The organism is Delftia sp. K82 (genome assembly GCF_002193035.1).
GTDB lineage: Bacteria > Pseudomonadota > Gammaproteobacteria > Burkholderiales > Burkholderiaceae_C > Comamonas > Comamonas acidovorans.
On record NZ_MYFL01000021.1, the window covers coordinates 1 to 13,126 of the forward strand.

Sequence of the window (13,126 nt, forward strand, 5' to 3'; positions counted from 1 at the left end):
CGGCGCATCCTGCGCGCCTTTGTGGGCCGGGGCCTGCTCGAAGGCTTCGAGGCCCAGGAGATGCTGGGGTACAAACACAGTGGGTTTTCGGTAGACACCAGCGTGTGCATAGCAGCACAAGACCGAGCGGGCCTGGAGCGCCTGCTGCGCTACTGCGCACGGCCCCCGTTTGCGCTGGATAGGCTGCGCAAAGCGGGCAGTGAGCTCATTTACCGCTGCGCCAAGCAGCACAGCGAGCCTGGCAGTGACCGGCGCGACCAACGCAAGGCAAAGCGAGGTGTTCGGGCCGACGAACTGCACCTCACGCCGCTCGAACTCATCGACCGCCTTGCCGCGCTGGTGCCGCCACCGCGTGCGCACCGCCACCGGTACTACGGCGTGCTGGCGCCCAATTCACCCCTGCGGGCTGCGGCGGTTGCACTGGGCGCAGGCCAAACCGCAGGCGCGGGCACGGGCACGGCACAGCCCGAGCCAGGCGGTGTGACCGCAGCGGTGGATGCCATGGGAGTGGCCACGGTCGGTGGTCCCAGCCAGCCCGAGCCCACCCAGCCAGCTCTGCCCAAACGCTCAGCTCACATTCTGTGGGCGGTGCTGATCGCCCGCATCTACGAGGTGTTGCCGCTGTTGTGCCCGCTCTGCGGTGGCCAGATGCGCATCATCGCTTTCATCACCTACAGTGCCGACCTCCGGCACATCCTGGAGCACATCGGGGTGGAGACAGAGCCGCCTCGCATCGCGCCAGCACGCGGGCCGCCGCTGTGGGATGGGTGCGATGTGCCGATGGGCGATGGTGTCGAGGTTGAGCCAGATTGGGGCGAGGCGGCCCAACCGGCGCCGGACTTTGAGGTCGATCAGCGCGTCAGTTGGTAAGGGAAGGCAGCAGCGGTTTGGCCGCGCGGCAGGGCTGCGTCTGTCACTGCCAAAAAATGTGCAAACCGAAAAATCTCGGGCTACTGGCGCTGATCAAGCGCTCAGGCAGGCTCAGCCTGAAGGCCTGTGATGCCCAAAACCTGGGCCATAATCGTCCTCCTGTGGTTGGATTTCCTATCCGCTGGCCCTCCGCGTCGGCCTTGCTGTAGGGCGAGAGCACCTCTTGCCCGAGGCTGACCATTTCATAGCGGTCGGCATCCAGCTGGAAAGGCTGTGACGGGTGGTGGTAGGCGATGAGCAGGTCGCAACCGCCTTCCACGAGCCGCATCACGGCGTCGTGCACGTTGAGCGCAATCAAACGACTCTTGAACGGACCGAACTTGTCGTGCAGGCTCGACACCCAGGCGGGAAAGAAGGTGAACGCCAGCGTGTGCGGCACCGCGAACTCGATCATGTCCTTGCCGGCACTGGTGTGCGCACGCAGCATGGCGCGCGTGTTCTGCAGCGCCTGCAGCATCTCCAGCGCCTGGTCATAGAGGGTCTTGCCCGCGGGTGTGAGGCGTGTGGGGTAGGAGCTGCGGTCCACCAGATCGGTGCCCGCCCAGGCTTCGAGTGCCTGTATCCGCCGCGAAAACGCGGGTTGCGTCACGTGGCGCAACTGCGCAGAGCGGCTAAAGCTGCGCGTTTCCGCAAGACTGACGAAATCTTCGAGCCACTTGGTTTCCATGTGGCGCATTATCCGCCCGCGTTCACCGCCTTGCGCGCCAGGGGAAAGCGGGTGATGAACGGTGCCGGTGCGCCGCACCCCTGCTGTGCAAGCCTGCCAGCCAGCCAGCCAGCCAGCCAGCCAACGCATAATGCCGGGCAGCGCCTGCCGCGCTGTTCCATGCCCGGGGCGGCAACGCCCCCGGCCCCCGGCGCACAACAGCGCCGGGCAGGGCGGCGGGCTTTCGCACGTTCCCCCCTCCCACCACTGCCCTCCATGTCCACCCCTCCCACGCCAGGGCCCGCAACGGACACGCCGTCCCGCGCCACAGGCCCCGAGGCCGAACCCCGTTCGCTGCGCCTTGAAGACTGGCTCACCGTCATCGTGATGGCGACGCTGGCCCTGATCACCTTTGCCAATGTGCTGGTGCGCTATTTCACCAACTCGTCTTTTGCCTGGACGGAGGAGATCTCGATCTTTCTGATGATCGTTCTGGCGCTGGTGGCGGGCTCTGCGGCGGTGGCGCGCAACCAGCACATCCGCATTGAATACTTTGCCGAAGGCGGCACAGCGCAGCGCCGTAAGCGCCTGGCGCAACTGGGAGCCATCAGCGTCGCCCTGCTGTTCGGGCTCATTGCCGTGCTCAGCGTGCGCGTGGTGTGGGACGACTACCGTTTTGGCGAAACCTCGCCGGGCATCGGCGTGCCTCAGTGGTGGTATTCGATCTGGCTGCCGATACTGTCCACGCTGATTGCGGCCCGCGCCCTGGGAGTGCTGGTGAGACGCACACGCGCCACGCCCGGCGAAGCCGCATCGCCCCCTGATGGTGATCAACCATGATCGCCACACTGCTGTTCGTGGCCTTTCTGGGCCTGATGTTTCTGGGCGTTCCGATAGGCGCTGCGCTGGGCCTGGCGGGCGCCGCGGCGATTGCACTGGCCAACGCCGACAGCCAGTGGTTCGGCCTGCTGGCCGTGCCCCAGAACTTCTATGCAGGCCTGGGCAAATACCCGCTGCTGGCCATCCCCATGTTCGTCCTGGTGGGCTCGATCTTTGACCGCTCGGGCGTGGCGCTGCGGCTGGTGAACTTTGCCGTATCCATGGTCGGGCGCGGGCCGGGCATGCTGCCGCTGGTGGCGATTGCGGTGGCGATGTTCCTCGGGGGCATCTCGGGCTCGGGCCCGGCCAATGCTGCTGCCGTGGGCGGAGTAATGATTGCCGCAATGGCACGCGCGGGCTATCCGCCCTCCTTCTCGGCCAGTGTGGTGGGGGCGGCTGCGGCCACCGACATCCTCATCCCGCCATCCGTCGCGTTCATCATCTACTCGGTGCTGGTGCCCGGCGCCTCGGTGCCCGCACTGTTTGCAGCGGGCATGGTGCCCGGCGTGCTGGCGGGCATTGCACTGATCGTGCCCGCCGTGTGGATGGCGCGCAAGCACAAGATGGGCACGCTGGAGGCCACCCTGCCCCGCCCGGCCTTCTGGAAGAGCCTGCGCGAAGCCAGCTGGGGCCTGGCCGCTCCGGTGCTGATTCTGGGCGGCATGCGCGCGGGCTGGTTCACGCCCACCGAGGCAGCGGTGGTGGCGGTGTTCTACGGCCTGTTTGTGGGCATGGTGGTGTACCGCACGATCTCCGTGCGCGACCTCTTTCCCATCCTGCGCGAATCGGGCGAGCTGTCGGCGGTGATCCTGCTGGTTGTATCGCTGGCGGGCATCTTTGCGTATTCACTGTCCACGCTGGGCGTGATCGATCCGGTGGCCAAGGCCATCGTGAACTCGGGCCTGGGGGAATACGGCGTGCTGGCACTGCTCATCGTGCTGCTCATCACCGTGGGCATGTTCCTTGACGGCATCTCGATCTTCCTGATCTTCGTGCCGCTGCTGCTGCCCATCATGAACCACTACCAATGGGACCCGGTGTGGTTTGGCGTGATCCTGACCCTGAAGGTGGCCCTGGGCCAGTTCACGCCACCGCTGGCCGTGAACCTCATGGTGTCGTGCCGCATTGCCGGCGTGCGCATGGAGTCCACCGTGCGCTGGGTTGGCTGGATGCTGTTGGCCATGTTCCTCGTCATGGTGCTGGTGATTGCATTCCCCCAGCTGGCCCTGTGGCTGCCCGCAAGGCTGGGTTACTGACTTGAGGCAACGCTGAACAGGTCCCTCATGCGCCGCGAATCCCGGGAAATGTTTTCAGCGTCGCCCTGAGGGCAGGCCCTGCGCCGCAGGGACCGGCCGACCAATCGACACGTAGTGCAGCCCATAACGCGCAGGCAGCTCAGGCGGGTAGAGGTTGCGCCCGTCAAACACGGCACGGTCGCGCAGAAGCTCGGCCATGCGCGCAAAGTCCGGCACGCGAAAGGCTTTCCATTCGGTGACGATGGCCAGCGCATCCGCGCCCTCCAGCGCCTGCAGCGGGCTGGCGCACAGGCGCAGGTCGGGCCGCTCGCCGTACAGCCGACGGGCCTCCTCCATGGCCACCGGGTCGTGGGCCTGCACGCTGGCGCCCGCGACCCACAGCGCTTCCATCAGGGTGCGGCTGGGGGCTGCACGCATATCGTCGGTATTGGGCTTGAAGGCCAGGCCCCACAGTGCAATCACCTTGCCCTGCAGCTGCCCCTCGTAGTGGGCGCGGATGCGCTCGAACAGCACGCGCTGCTGCGCGGCGTTGCGCTGCTCGACAGCCTCCAGCACCACGGGGCGCAGGCCCACGCTGTGCGCCGTGTGGATCAGCGCCTGCACATCTTTGGGAAAGCAGCTGCCGCCGTAGCCAGCGCCCGGGTAAATGAAGTGGTAGCCGATGCGCGGGTCGCTGCCAATGCCCTGGCGCACCGCTTCAATGTCGGCGCCCAGCTGTTCGGCCAGGTTGGCCATCTCGTTCATGAAGCTGATCTTGGTCGCCAGCATGGCGTTGGCAGCGTATTTGGTGAGCTCTGCGCTGCGCACGTCCATCACCAGGAGCTTGTCGCGGTTGCGGTTGAACGGGGCGTAGAGCTCGCGCAACTGGCGCTCGGCACGGGCACTGTCGGTGCCTATCACAATCCGGTCGGGCCGCTGGCAGTCGGCCACGGCCGCGCCTTCCTTGAGGAATTCGGGGTTGGAGACGACGTCGAACTCCAATTCCAGCCCCCGCGCCGCCAGACCTTCACGCACGGTGGCGGCCACACGGTCGGCGGTGCCCACGGGCACGGTGGATTTGTTGACGATGCACAGCGGTTTGTCCATGTGCTGCGCCACCGTGCGCGCCACCGCCAGCACGTGGCGCAGGTCGGCGCTGCCATCCTCGCCCGGCGGCGTGCCCACAGCCAGGAACAGCACTTCGGCATGGCGCACGCCCTCGGCGGCATCGGTGGTAAAGCGCAGGCGCCCCAGGGCGGCGTTGTCCGCCACCAGGGGCTGAAGCCCGGGTTCATAGATGGGAATGCGCCCGGCGCGCAAAGCCTGCACCTTGGCTTCGTCCACGTCCACGCACAGCACCTCGTGGCCCACATCGGCCAGTACGGCCCCTTGCACAAGGCCCACATAGCCTGTGCCAAATACGGTGACTTTCATGCTGCGTAAAACTCCTTGAACCACTGTACAAAGCGGGCCACCCCGTCGCTCACCGCGGTGTTGGGCGCAAACCCCACCCACTCGGCCAGCGCACGGGTGTCGGCGGCGGTGGCGGTCATGTCGCCGGGCTGCACGGGCAGCAGGCGCTTGCTGGCCTGCACGCCCAGCGCGGCCTCGATGGCGGCGATGTAGTCCATCAGCACCGTCGGCTGGTTGTTGCCGATGTTGAACACCCGGTAGGGTGCCTGGCCGCGGCCGGGATGTGGCGCCTGCGGATTGAAGGCCGGATCGGGCGTGGCGGGCTTGTCCAGCACGCGCAGCACGCCCTCGACGATGTCGTCGATGTAGGTGAAATCGCGCACCAGTTGGCCCTGGCCGTAGACGTCGATGGTCTGTCCCGCCAGGATGGCCTGGGTGAACTTGAACAGCGCCATGTCGGGCCGCCCCCAGGGGCCGTACACCGTGAAGAACCGCAGCCCGGTGGTGGGCAGCTGGAACAGGTGGCTGTAGGTGTGCGCCATCAGCTCGTTGGATTTTTTGGTGGCCGCATACAGGCTGATGGGGTGGTCCACCGCGTCGGCCTCGCTGAAGGGAAGCCGGGTGTTGCCGCCATACACGCTGGAGCTGCTGGCATACACCAGGTGCTGCACCGGCCAGGCCCGGCAGGCCTCCAGCAGGTTCACAAAGCCCGCCAGGTTGGCATCCACGTAGGCGTGCGGCTGGTCGATGGAATAGCGCACCCCCGCCTGCGCCGCCAGATGCAGCACGCGGGCGGGGCGCACCCGCGCAAACACCTCGGGCAAGGCCTGGCGGTCGACGATGTCCAGCCGCTCAAAGCGGAAGTTCGGGTGCGGCAACAGGCGCGCCAGCCGCGCTTCTTTCAGCGCCGGGTCGTAGTAGGCATTGAGGTTGTCGATGCCGACCACGGTGTCGCCGCGCGCCAGCAGGCGGGCGCAGGCGTGCATTCCGATGAATCCGGCAGCGCCAGTGACAAGCACAGTGTTCATGGCGAAGGCAATGGGTTGGGGGGTCGGGGTGAGGCAGCAGGGGGTGCTGCCAGGGCTGGATGCCAGAGAAACTGGTAGCGCATGGGAGGCTGGCCCGCTTTCGCGTGCAGGTAGGGCAGCTCCAGCGTGACGGGCGTTGTGGGCAGCGCGGGCGTATGCCACCAGCCGGACGGCGGCTGTGGAGCGCCGCGCGCCACCTGCAGCCATCGCTGGTCTGCCCCGCCGCGCAACACCTCCACTGCGCATGCGCCTGCGGGCGGCTCCGTTGGGGGCGTGGCCTGCGGGGCGGGCACCTTGCACACGGATACCGGCGCCTGCACAAACTGCAGCCGCAGCTGCCCGGCCAGCACGGCATCGCCCGCCACAATCGGGCTGCGGCCGTCATAACCGGCTGCGCGCAGGGCGCCAGCCAGCGCGGCGACGGGCTCGTTCAGCTCGTCGGGCGCGCCCCGCTGGCCATTGGCCCAGACCCGCAGGCTCAGCGCCAGCCACACCAGCACCGCCATGCCCAGCAGCATCCCGCCAAACAGCCTGCCGCCCCGATGCCCTGCCAGCCCGGGCCGCCAGGCAAACGCCATCAGCGGCACCGTACACAGCAGCGGGTAGAGCCAGCGGCCCTTGATGTGCGTGACACCGCCCACAACGACCAGTGCCGCGAGCGCCAGCGCCAGCAGCAGCACATAGCGGCCAAACAGGGGCAAGACACTGTCGGAAAGACCTGGACCCGGGCTGGGCTCCGCCACCGCTGGCGGGGGCGTGGACCGCCACCAGCCGCTGCGAAACGTCACCAGCGCCAACAGGGCAAAAAGCAGCAGGTTGGCCAGCACCGCCTTGGCCAGGCTCAGCACGCCGCGCACCACCGGGTGCTGGTCGCCAACGGACTGCAGCTTGCCCATGGTGGGGGCACTGGCGGCCTGCCAGTGCTCCAGCAGCCACAGGCCATGCGGCAGCACAACGAGCAGTGCCAACACCGGCAGCCACCAGCCCCCACGCTCGCGCAGCAGTGCCCGGCCTGCCGGCAGCGACAACAGCGCGCCGCCCAGCACCGCGGCAAACAGCGCGAAACTGTATTTGGACAGCATGCCCAGCCCCAGCAGCAACCCCAGCAGCGCGAACCCCGCCGGGCGGGGCTGGCGCAGCTGGCGCAACAGCGCCCACCAGGTGGCCGCGACCAGACAGGTGAGCAGCACCGAGTGCGTCAGATCGCGCAGCGATTCCCACCCCATGGCGGGGATCAGCAGCAGGCTTGCCGCCGCCCACAGCGCTGCGCGCTCGGGCATCAGGGGCAGGGCCGTGCGCCACACCAGCACCAGCGTCAGGCCCAGCAGCATGAATTTCAGGCTCGACAAGGCCAGCACGCTCGGCCCCAGCAGGGCAAACCACCCCGCCTGCAGCCACGTGTACAGCGGCGGCTGGCTGCCATAACCCCAGGCGAGCGTCTGGCTCCACAGCGCCTGTTCGGCCTCATCCAGTTCCAGCGCTGGCGACACCGCCACGCGCGACGCCACATGGGCGAGCATCCAGAGCAGGCACCACGCAAGCGGGTGCATCCAGGGGGACCAACGGGGCGGCGGAGCAAAAGACAAGGTAGGTAACCAGAAAATAAAGCCGCAGCGGCCCAGAGAGCAAGGCGGGCAGCGGCTTGGCGGGCCTTTGCCTTGGCACAATACCAAGTCCATCGACCACACCCGAACCAACCCATGCGCGATTCCAGCACCACACCGCCCGAAGTCTCGATTGTGGTGCCCATTTATAACGAACTCGAGAATCTTCCCGACTTGGTCGAGCGCATTCACGGGGCAATGGCCACCCAGCCCCTGAGCTTTGAGCTGATTGCGGTAGACGACGGCTCCAGCGACGGCAGTGCTGCCCGCCTGCGCGAGCTCACCGACGGCCGGCCCTGGCTGCGCGCGGTGTGCCTGGTACGCAACTACGGCCAGTCGGCCGCCCTGCAGGCGGGCTTTGACCGGGTCCGCGGGCGCTATGTGGTAACGCTGGACGCTGACCTGCAAAACGAGCCCCAGGACATCCCCCTGCTGCTGCAGCGCCTGGAGACCGACCCCGACGTGGACATGGTGTCGGGCTGGCGCCACCAGCGGCAGGACAAGGCCCTGTCGCGACGCCTGCCCTCCATGCTGGCCAACCGGCTCATTTCGCGCAGCACCGGCGTGCACCTGCACGACTACGGCTGCGCGCTCAAGGCCTACCGCCGCCCCATCATCGACCGCATCCGCCTGTATGGCGAGCTGCACCGGTTCATCCCCTCGCTGGCCAAAGAAGCCGGCGCGCGCATCACCGAGGTGCCGGTGCGCCACCACGCCCGCACCCGGGGCGTTTCCAAATACGGCATCGACCGCACCTTCCGCGTGATCCTGGACCTGATGCTGATCGTGTTCTTCATGCGCTATCGCCACAGGCCGCTGCACGCCTTTGGCGGCATGGGCCTGTGGCTGGCCACGCCGGGCCTGCTGATGCTGGCCTGGCTCGCGGGGCTCAAGCTGCTGGGGCACGATGTGGGCGGGCGGCCGCTGCTGATCACGGGCGTGATGCTGCTGCTGATGGGGCTGCAGCTCATCGTGGCCGGTCTGGTGGGCGAGATGCTGATCCGCATCTACCACGAAGGCCGGGGGCAGCCCCAGTTTTACGCGCACGAGCACGACCCACTGGCCGACACAGCCCCTGCAGCCGGCCCACCTGACGCCCCGCTGGCATGAGCCGCGCCCACAAGGCCCTGCTGCGCGGGCTGCTGGGTCTGGGCCTCTTGCTGGGCGTGGTGGTGCTGGCGGATCTTTCGCAGCTGTGGCAACGGCTGCGACAGGCGCAGCCGTTGTGGCTTCTGGCGGGGCTGGCGCTGGCGCTGGCATCCAACATCGTGTCCGCCCTGCGCTGGCGGGCACTGGTGCAGTGGCTGGGGGCAAAGATGCCTTGCCGGTCTGCGCTGCGCTGGTACTTCCAGGCCATGGGGCTGAACGCCCTGCTGCCCGGCGCCGTGGTGGGCGGCGACGTGTACCGGGCGGTGGCCTTGCGGCAAAGCGGCGAGGGTGCCATGGCGGCCAGTGCCTCGGTCGTGCTGGACCGGCTCAGCGGGGTGTGGATGCTGTGCGTGCTCGGTGCCCTGGGTGCGCTGGCCTCGGCCCCGGTGCTCGCGCCCTGGGCGGGGGTGCCTGCCTGGGCCCTGGCCGGCCTGGCAGGCTTGGCCGCCGGCCTGGGGCTGGTGCTGCCCTGGGCCGGCATGCGGCATTTACGCCGCCGCAAAGCGCCCCCGCACCGCTGGCTGGCCGCGCTGCACACACTGGCCAACCAGCCCGATACGGGGCAGCGGCTGCTGCGCCAGGCGCTGGCATCCATAGCGGTGCAGGTGCTGTCGGCCGCCGCACTGGCAGCGGGTGCATGGGCCCTGGGGGTGCAGGCACCCTGGTCGGCCTGGGCCTTTGCCATGGCGCCCATTTTTTTGCTGGCTGCGCTGCCCGTCAGCGTGGGGGGCTGGGGCACCCGCGAGGCCGCCGCCGTGCTGGCGCTGGCGCCCTTTGGCGTGGATGCCGCCGGCGCCGTGGGTGCGGCCCTGGTGTATGGCCTGTGTGGACTGGTGCAGGGCGGCGCAGGGGCGCTGGCGTTCGGCCTCGGTGCCACGCGGGACAACCATCCGTAGCGCCGCACCATGGGCAACGCTGGCACGCTGCCCCCGCCCTCGCGGGCACGGCTGCCGCACCCGCCGCCACCAGCAAAACATCACTTTGATGGTAGAAAGTGGCCCTAACGCTTGTCAAAAAAGCGCCATCAGCTATTTATTTCATAGTAAGGAGACTCCATGAAACTGCGCACCTTCCTCACCACCGCCCTGGCCGCTGCCGCCGCCCTCGCCTTCACGGCGCCAGCCGCCATCGCACAGACGGCGTACAAGAGCGAGTACCGCATGTCGCTGGTGCTGGGCCCCGCGTTCCCCTGGGGCAAGGGCGGCGAGCTGTGGGCCAACAAGGTGCGCGAGCGCACCAATGGCCGCATCAACATCAAGCTCTACCCCGGCGTCTCGCTGATCCAGGGCGACCAGACGCGCGAGTTCAGTGCGCTGCGCCAGGGCGTGATCGACATGGCCGTGGGCTCCACCATCAACTGGTCGCCGCAGGTCAAGCAGCTCAACCTGTTCTCGCTGCCCTTCCTGTTCCCCGACTACGCCGCGGTCGATGCCGTGACGCAGGGTGACGTAGGCAAGAGCATCTTTGCCACGCTGGACAAAGCCGGTGTGGTGCCGCTGGCCTGGGGCGAAAACGGCTACCGCGAAATCTCCAACTCCAAGCTGGCCATCAAGAGCCCCGCCGACCTCAAGGGCCTGAAAATCCGCGTGGTGGGCTCGCCCCTGTTCCTGGACACCTTCACCGCCCTGGGCGCCAACCCCACGCAGATGAGCTGGGCCGATGCCCAGCCCGCCTTTGCCAGCGGCGCGGTGGACGGGCAGGAAAACCCCTTGTCCATCTTCACCGCCGCCAAGCTGCACAGCGTGGCGCAAAAGCACATCACGCTGTGGGGCTACGTGAACGACCCGCTGATCTTTGTGGTGAACAAGGAAGTGTGGAACAGCTGGACCCCGGCCGACCGGGAGATCGTCAAGCAGGCCGCCATCGAGGCCGGCAAGGAAGAAATCGCCATCGCCCGCAAGGGCGTGATCGAGGCCGACAAGCCGCTGCTCAAGGACATCGCCGCCCTGGGCGTTACGGTCACCCAGCTCACCCCGGCCGAACGTGAGGCGTTTGTGAAAGCCACGCGCCCCGTGTACGACAAGTGGAAGGGGCAGATCGGCGCCGACCTGGTGAACATGGCCGAAAAGGCCATTGCAGCCCGCAAACAGTAAGAACAGGCCAGGGCGAGCGCACCGCCCCCTGAACGAGCCCCGCAAAAGCGGGGCTTTTTTTGCGCTGCATCGCGGCGAGCGCCACTTGCTGTTGCTTCAATATTGATAGCTGTCAGCGCAATCCAGCAAAGCGCCAGAGGCATTTTTTACTCATATTCCAGCCTCGGCACCCGGCACCGGGTACTTGAGCGCGTTCTTGCGCAGCTTGTTCTCCACCGCAGCAGCCACGTCCACGCCCGCGTGGTCGGCCAGCTGCAGCAGGTAGAGCAGCACATCGGCCACTTCATCGGCAATGGGTTCCCTGAGCGCCGGATCGTCGCGCACTGCCCGCGATTGTTCGGGCGTCATCCACTGAAAAATCTCGGTCAGTTCAGCCGCTTCCACCATCAGCGCCATCGCCAGGTTCTTGGGGGTGTGAAACGGCTGCCACTGCCGCTCGGCGGCAAAGGCGCGCAGCCGCGCCTGCAAGGCATCGACATCCAGAGACATTGCAAAAACTCCTGATTTGATAGCTGCTCGCGCTTATCTGTAGAGCGCTAGAGCCACTTTTCATTCAAACTTCAGAGCGGAGACACCGGCGCCTCGCCTGCCAGATGGCGGCGAGCGTTTTCCAGGAAACGGTCCACCGAGGCCTGCACCGCCTCGGGCGACCAGCCCGCCACGTGGGGTGTGAGCACCACGCTGTCCAGGTCCAGCAGCTCGGCCGGGGGCGCGGGCTCGCTCTCGTACACATCCAGGCCTGCTGCCGCAATGCGGCCTTCGCGCAGCGCGGCGGCCAGGGCGGCGGTGTCGATCACGCTGCCGCGTGCGATGTTGACCACCACGCCGCGCGGGCCCAGCGCGTTCAGCACGTCTGCGTTGACCAGGTGCCGGGTAGCAGCGCCACCCGGCGTGGCGACCACGAGGAAGTCCGCCCATGCGGCAAGCGCCGCCACATCGGCAAAGTAGCGATACGGCACATCGGTGCGCGCGCTGCGGTTGTGGTAGCCCACCTCGATCTCGAAGCCCAGCGCGCGCTGTGCGATCTTCTTGCCGATGGTGCCCAGGCCGATGATGCCCAGCCGCTTGTGCGACACGTTGGGCGGCAGCGGCAAGGCCGTGCGCCAGATGCCGGCGCGCGTGGCCTTGTCCAGCGGCAGGATGCGGCGCTGCGCGGCAATCAGCAGGCCCCAGGTGTGGTCGGCCACGCAGTCGTCGTTGGTGCCCGCGCCCGTGGCCACCACGATGCCGCGCGCCTTGGCGTGGGCCACGGCGATGTTCTCGTAGCCCGCGCCCAGCGCGCAAATCAGCGTGAGCGCAGGCAGCGCATCGATCTGCGTCGGGCTCAGGCCCACGGCACCGATGGTGAGCACCACCCGCACGCGGCTGCCGTGCTGCGCGATCGCGGCCGCGGCCTGCGGCGCGTCGGGCGCGTAGATCACTTCAAAGGTCTGGGCCATCTGGGCGATGTGCTCTTCAGACAAAAACATGAGGGCAAGAAGGACGGGCTTCATGGGTCAGTGCAATATCAACAATAAAAATCTGCGAGAACCAGCGCGGAGCAGTCTGCGCCACCTACCTCCGCGCGGAGCGGGTAAAACTGGCGCAGTCCCGGCGAGAGACGCCTGGCAAGGGCCGCCCCGCAGCGATGGCGTCGTCCCCCTCAGGGGCTGAGTGCCGCGGCTCCAGGCCTGCCTGTGCAGGCCTGGACGGCACCGAAGAGCGGTCGCCTGTGGCGGCCGCTCCGAGGCGGCTATGGCGACTCAGGGGGGGCCTCCTGCTGCAGCGACCACATGCTGGCGTAGCGGCCGCCCTGGGCCAGCAGTTGCGCGTGCGTGCCGCGTTCGATGATGCGGCCGGCGTCCATGACCAGGATTTCGTGCGCGTCCACCACCGTGGACAGGCGGTGCGCAATCACCAGTGCAGTCTTGTTCTGCGCCACTCCCTGCAGCTCGGCCTGGATGGCGCGCTCGTTGGCCGAGTCCAGCGCGCTGGTGGCCTCGTCAAAGATCAGGATCGGCGGGTTCTTGAGCAGGGTGCGGGCAATCGCCACGCGCTGCTTTTCACCACCCGAGAGCTTGAGCACCAGCCAGCTTGGGCCTGCTGATGCTGGCCTGGCTCGCGGGGCTCAAGCTGCTGGGGCACGATGTGGGCGGGCGGCCGCTGCTGA

The 13,126-nt window shown here is 67.7% G+C and carries 11 protein-coding genes and 2 pseudogenes; 6 read left to right on the plus strand and 7 right to left on the minus strand.

What is annotated here, in order from left to right:
* A partial coding sequence (locus KDK82_RS31575; protein ID WP_179218034.1) for a transposase occupies positions 1-870 on the plus strand: 870 nt, incomplete at its 5' end.
* Positions 871-1,051: 181 nt separating this feature from the next.
* Here the strand turns inward: KDK82_RS31575 and KDK82_RS31580 are convergent.
* Positions 1,052-1,597, minus strand: a pseudogene (locus tag KDK82_RS31580) (LysR family transcriptional regulator); the annotation flags it as partial.
* Between the two features lie 255 nt (positions 1,598-1,852).
* Here KDK82_RS31580 and KDK82_RS31585 point away from each other — a divergent pair.
* Together KDK82_RS31585 and KDK82_RS31590 are read left to right on the plus strand one after the other, a co-directional pair.
* On the plus strand, positions 1,853-2,416 hold the full coding sequence (locus KDK82_RS31585) for a TRAP transporter small permease (protein WP_008903773.1): 564 nt from the start codon (positions 1,853-1,855) through the stop codon (positions 2,414-2,416).
* Positions 2,413-3,711 carry a TRAP transporter large permease gene (locus KDK82_RS31590; protein WP_008903774.1) on the plus strand — a complete coding sequence of 433 codons (1,299 nt, stop codon included), beginning with the start codon at positions 2,413-2,415 and terminating at the stop codon, positions 3,709-3,711. The genes KDK82_RS31585 and KDK82_RS31590 overlap by 4 nt, the downstream gene beginning before the upstream one ends.
* A gap of 54 nt (positions 3,712-3,765) precedes the next feature.
* On the opposite strand, the gene KDK82_RS31595 is transcribed toward KDK82_RS31590, so the two are convergent.
* The 3 genes from KDK82_RS31595 to KDK82_RS31605 are packed head-to-tail and all read right to left on the minus strand — an operon-like array spanning position 3,766 to position 7,681.
* Complete coding sequence (locus tag KDK82_RS31595; protein WP_088167215.1) at positions 3,766-5,124, minus strand: UDP-glucose/GDP-mannose dehydrogenase family protein; 1,359 nt, start codon at positions 5,122-5,124, stop codon at positions 3,766-3,768.
* Positions 5,121-6,131 (minus strand): NAD-dependent epimerase, encoded by a 1,011-nt coding sequence (locus KDK82_RS31600; protein WP_047219839.1) that lies wholly within the window; start codon positions 6,129-6,131, stop codon positions 5,121-5,123. Before KDK82_RS31600 ends, KDK82_RS31595 begins: the two co-directional genes overlap by 4 nt.
* Positions 6,128-7,681 carry a glycosyltransferase family 39 protein gene (locus KDK82_RS31605; protein ID WP_047219840.1) on the minus strand — a complete coding sequence of 518 codons (1,554 nt, stop codon included), beginning with the start codon at positions 7,679-7,681 and terminating at the stop codon, positions 6,128-6,130. Before KDK82_RS31605 ends, KDK82_RS31600 begins: the two co-directional genes overlap by 4 nt.
* 150 nt (positions 7,682-7,831) lie before the next feature.
* Between KDK82_RS31605 and KDK82_RS31610 the strand changes: the two genes are divergently transcribed.
* The 3 genes from KDK82_RS31610 to KDK82_RS31620 all read left to right on the plus strand — a co-directional run bounded on the left by KDK82_RS31610 (position 7,832) and on the right by KDK82_RS31620 (position 10,977).
* Positions 7,832-8,845, plus strand: coding sequence for a glycosyltransferase family 2 protein (locus tag KDK82_RS31610; RefSeq protein ID WP_047219841.1), 1,014 nt, complete (start codon positions 7,832-7,834; stop codon positions 8,843-8,845).
* Positions 8,842-9,780, plus strand: a complete 939-nt coding sequence (locus tag KDK82_RS31615) for a lysylphosphatidylglycerol synthase transmembrane domain-containing protein (protein ID WP_047219842.1) — start codon at positions 8,842-8,844, stop codon at positions 9,778-9,780. Before KDK82_RS31610 ends, KDK82_RS31615 begins: the two co-directional genes overlap by 4 nt.
* Before the next feature lie 159 nt (positions 9,781-9,939).
* A complete protein-coding gene (locus KDK82_RS31620) occupies positions 9,940-10,977 on the plus strand; it encodes a DctP family TRAP transporter solute-binding subunit (protein WP_047219843.1) in 1,038 nt (345 codons plus the stop codon).
* A 150-nt stretch (positions 10,978-11,127) separates the two neighbouring features.
* Here KDK82_RS31620 and KDK82_RS31625 read toward each other — a convergent pair whose 3' ends face one another.
* From KDK82_RS31625 to KDK82_RS31635, 3 genes and pseudogenes are all read right to left on the minus strand, one after another.
* Positions 11,128-11,466, minus strand: coding sequence for a nucleotide pyrophosphohydrolase (locus tag KDK82_RS31625; protein ID WP_179218035.1), 339 nt, complete (start codon positions 11,464-11,466; stop codon positions 11,128-11,130).
* Between the two features lie 71 nt (positions 11,467-11,537).
* Complete coding sequence (locus KDK82_RS31630) at positions 11,538-12,470, minus strand: 2-hydroxyacid dehydrogenase (RefSeq protein ID WP_047219844.1); 933 nt, start codon at positions 12,468-12,470, stop codon at positions 11,538-11,540.
* A 239-nt stretch (positions 12,471-12,709) separates the two neighbouring features.
* Positions 12,710-13,039 (minus strand): annotated as a pseudogene (locus KDK82_RS31635) (ATP-binding cassette domain-containing protein); the annotation flags it as partial.
* Between the last annotated feature and the right edge of the window lie 87 nt (positions 13,040-13,126).

Bases quoted from the DNA above. Each gene is read 5' to 3' on its own strand.
- KDK82_RS31615 (WP_047219842.1), top strand. From the start codon at position 8,842: ATGAGCCGCGCCCACAAGGCCCTGCTGCGCGGGCTGCTGGGTCTGGGC.
- KDK82_RS31585 (WP_008903773.1), top strand. From the start codon at position 1,853: ATGTCCACCCCTCCCACGCCAGGGCCCGCAACGGACACGCCGTCCCGC.
- KDK82_RS31610 (WP_047219841.1), top strand. From the start codon at position 7,832: ATGCGCGATTCCAGCACCACACCGCCCGAAGTCTCGATTGTGGTGCCC.
- KDK82_RS31595 (WP_088167215.1), bottom strand. From the start codon at position 5,124: ATGAAAGTCACCGTATTTGGCACAGGCTATGTGGGCCTTGTGCAAGGG.
- KDK82_RS31630 (WP_047219844.1), bottom strand. From the start codon at position 12,470: ATGAAGCCCGTCCTTCTTGCCCTCATGTTTTTGTCTGAAGAGCACATC.
- KDK82_RS31620 (WP_047219843.1), top strand. From the start codon at position 9,940: ATGAAACTGCGCACCTTCCTCACCACCGCCCTGGCCGCTGCCGCCGCC.
- KDK82_RS31590 (WP_008903774.1), top strand. From the start codon at position 2,413: ATGATCGCCACACTGCTGTTCGTGGCCTTTCTGGGCCTGATGTTTCTG.
- KDK82_RS31600 (WP_047219839.1), bottom strand. From the start codon at position 6,131: ATGAACACTGTGCTTGTCACTGGCGCTGCCGGATTCATCGGAATGCAC.
- KDK82_RS31605 (WP_047219840.1), bottom strand. From the start codon at position 7,681: ATGCACCCGCTTGCGTGGTGCCTGCTCTGGATGCTCGCCCATGTGGCG.
- KDK82_RS31625 (WP_179218035.1), bottom strand. From the start codon at position 11,466: ATGTCTCTGGATGTCGATGCCTTGCAGGCGCGGCTGCGCGCCTTTGCC.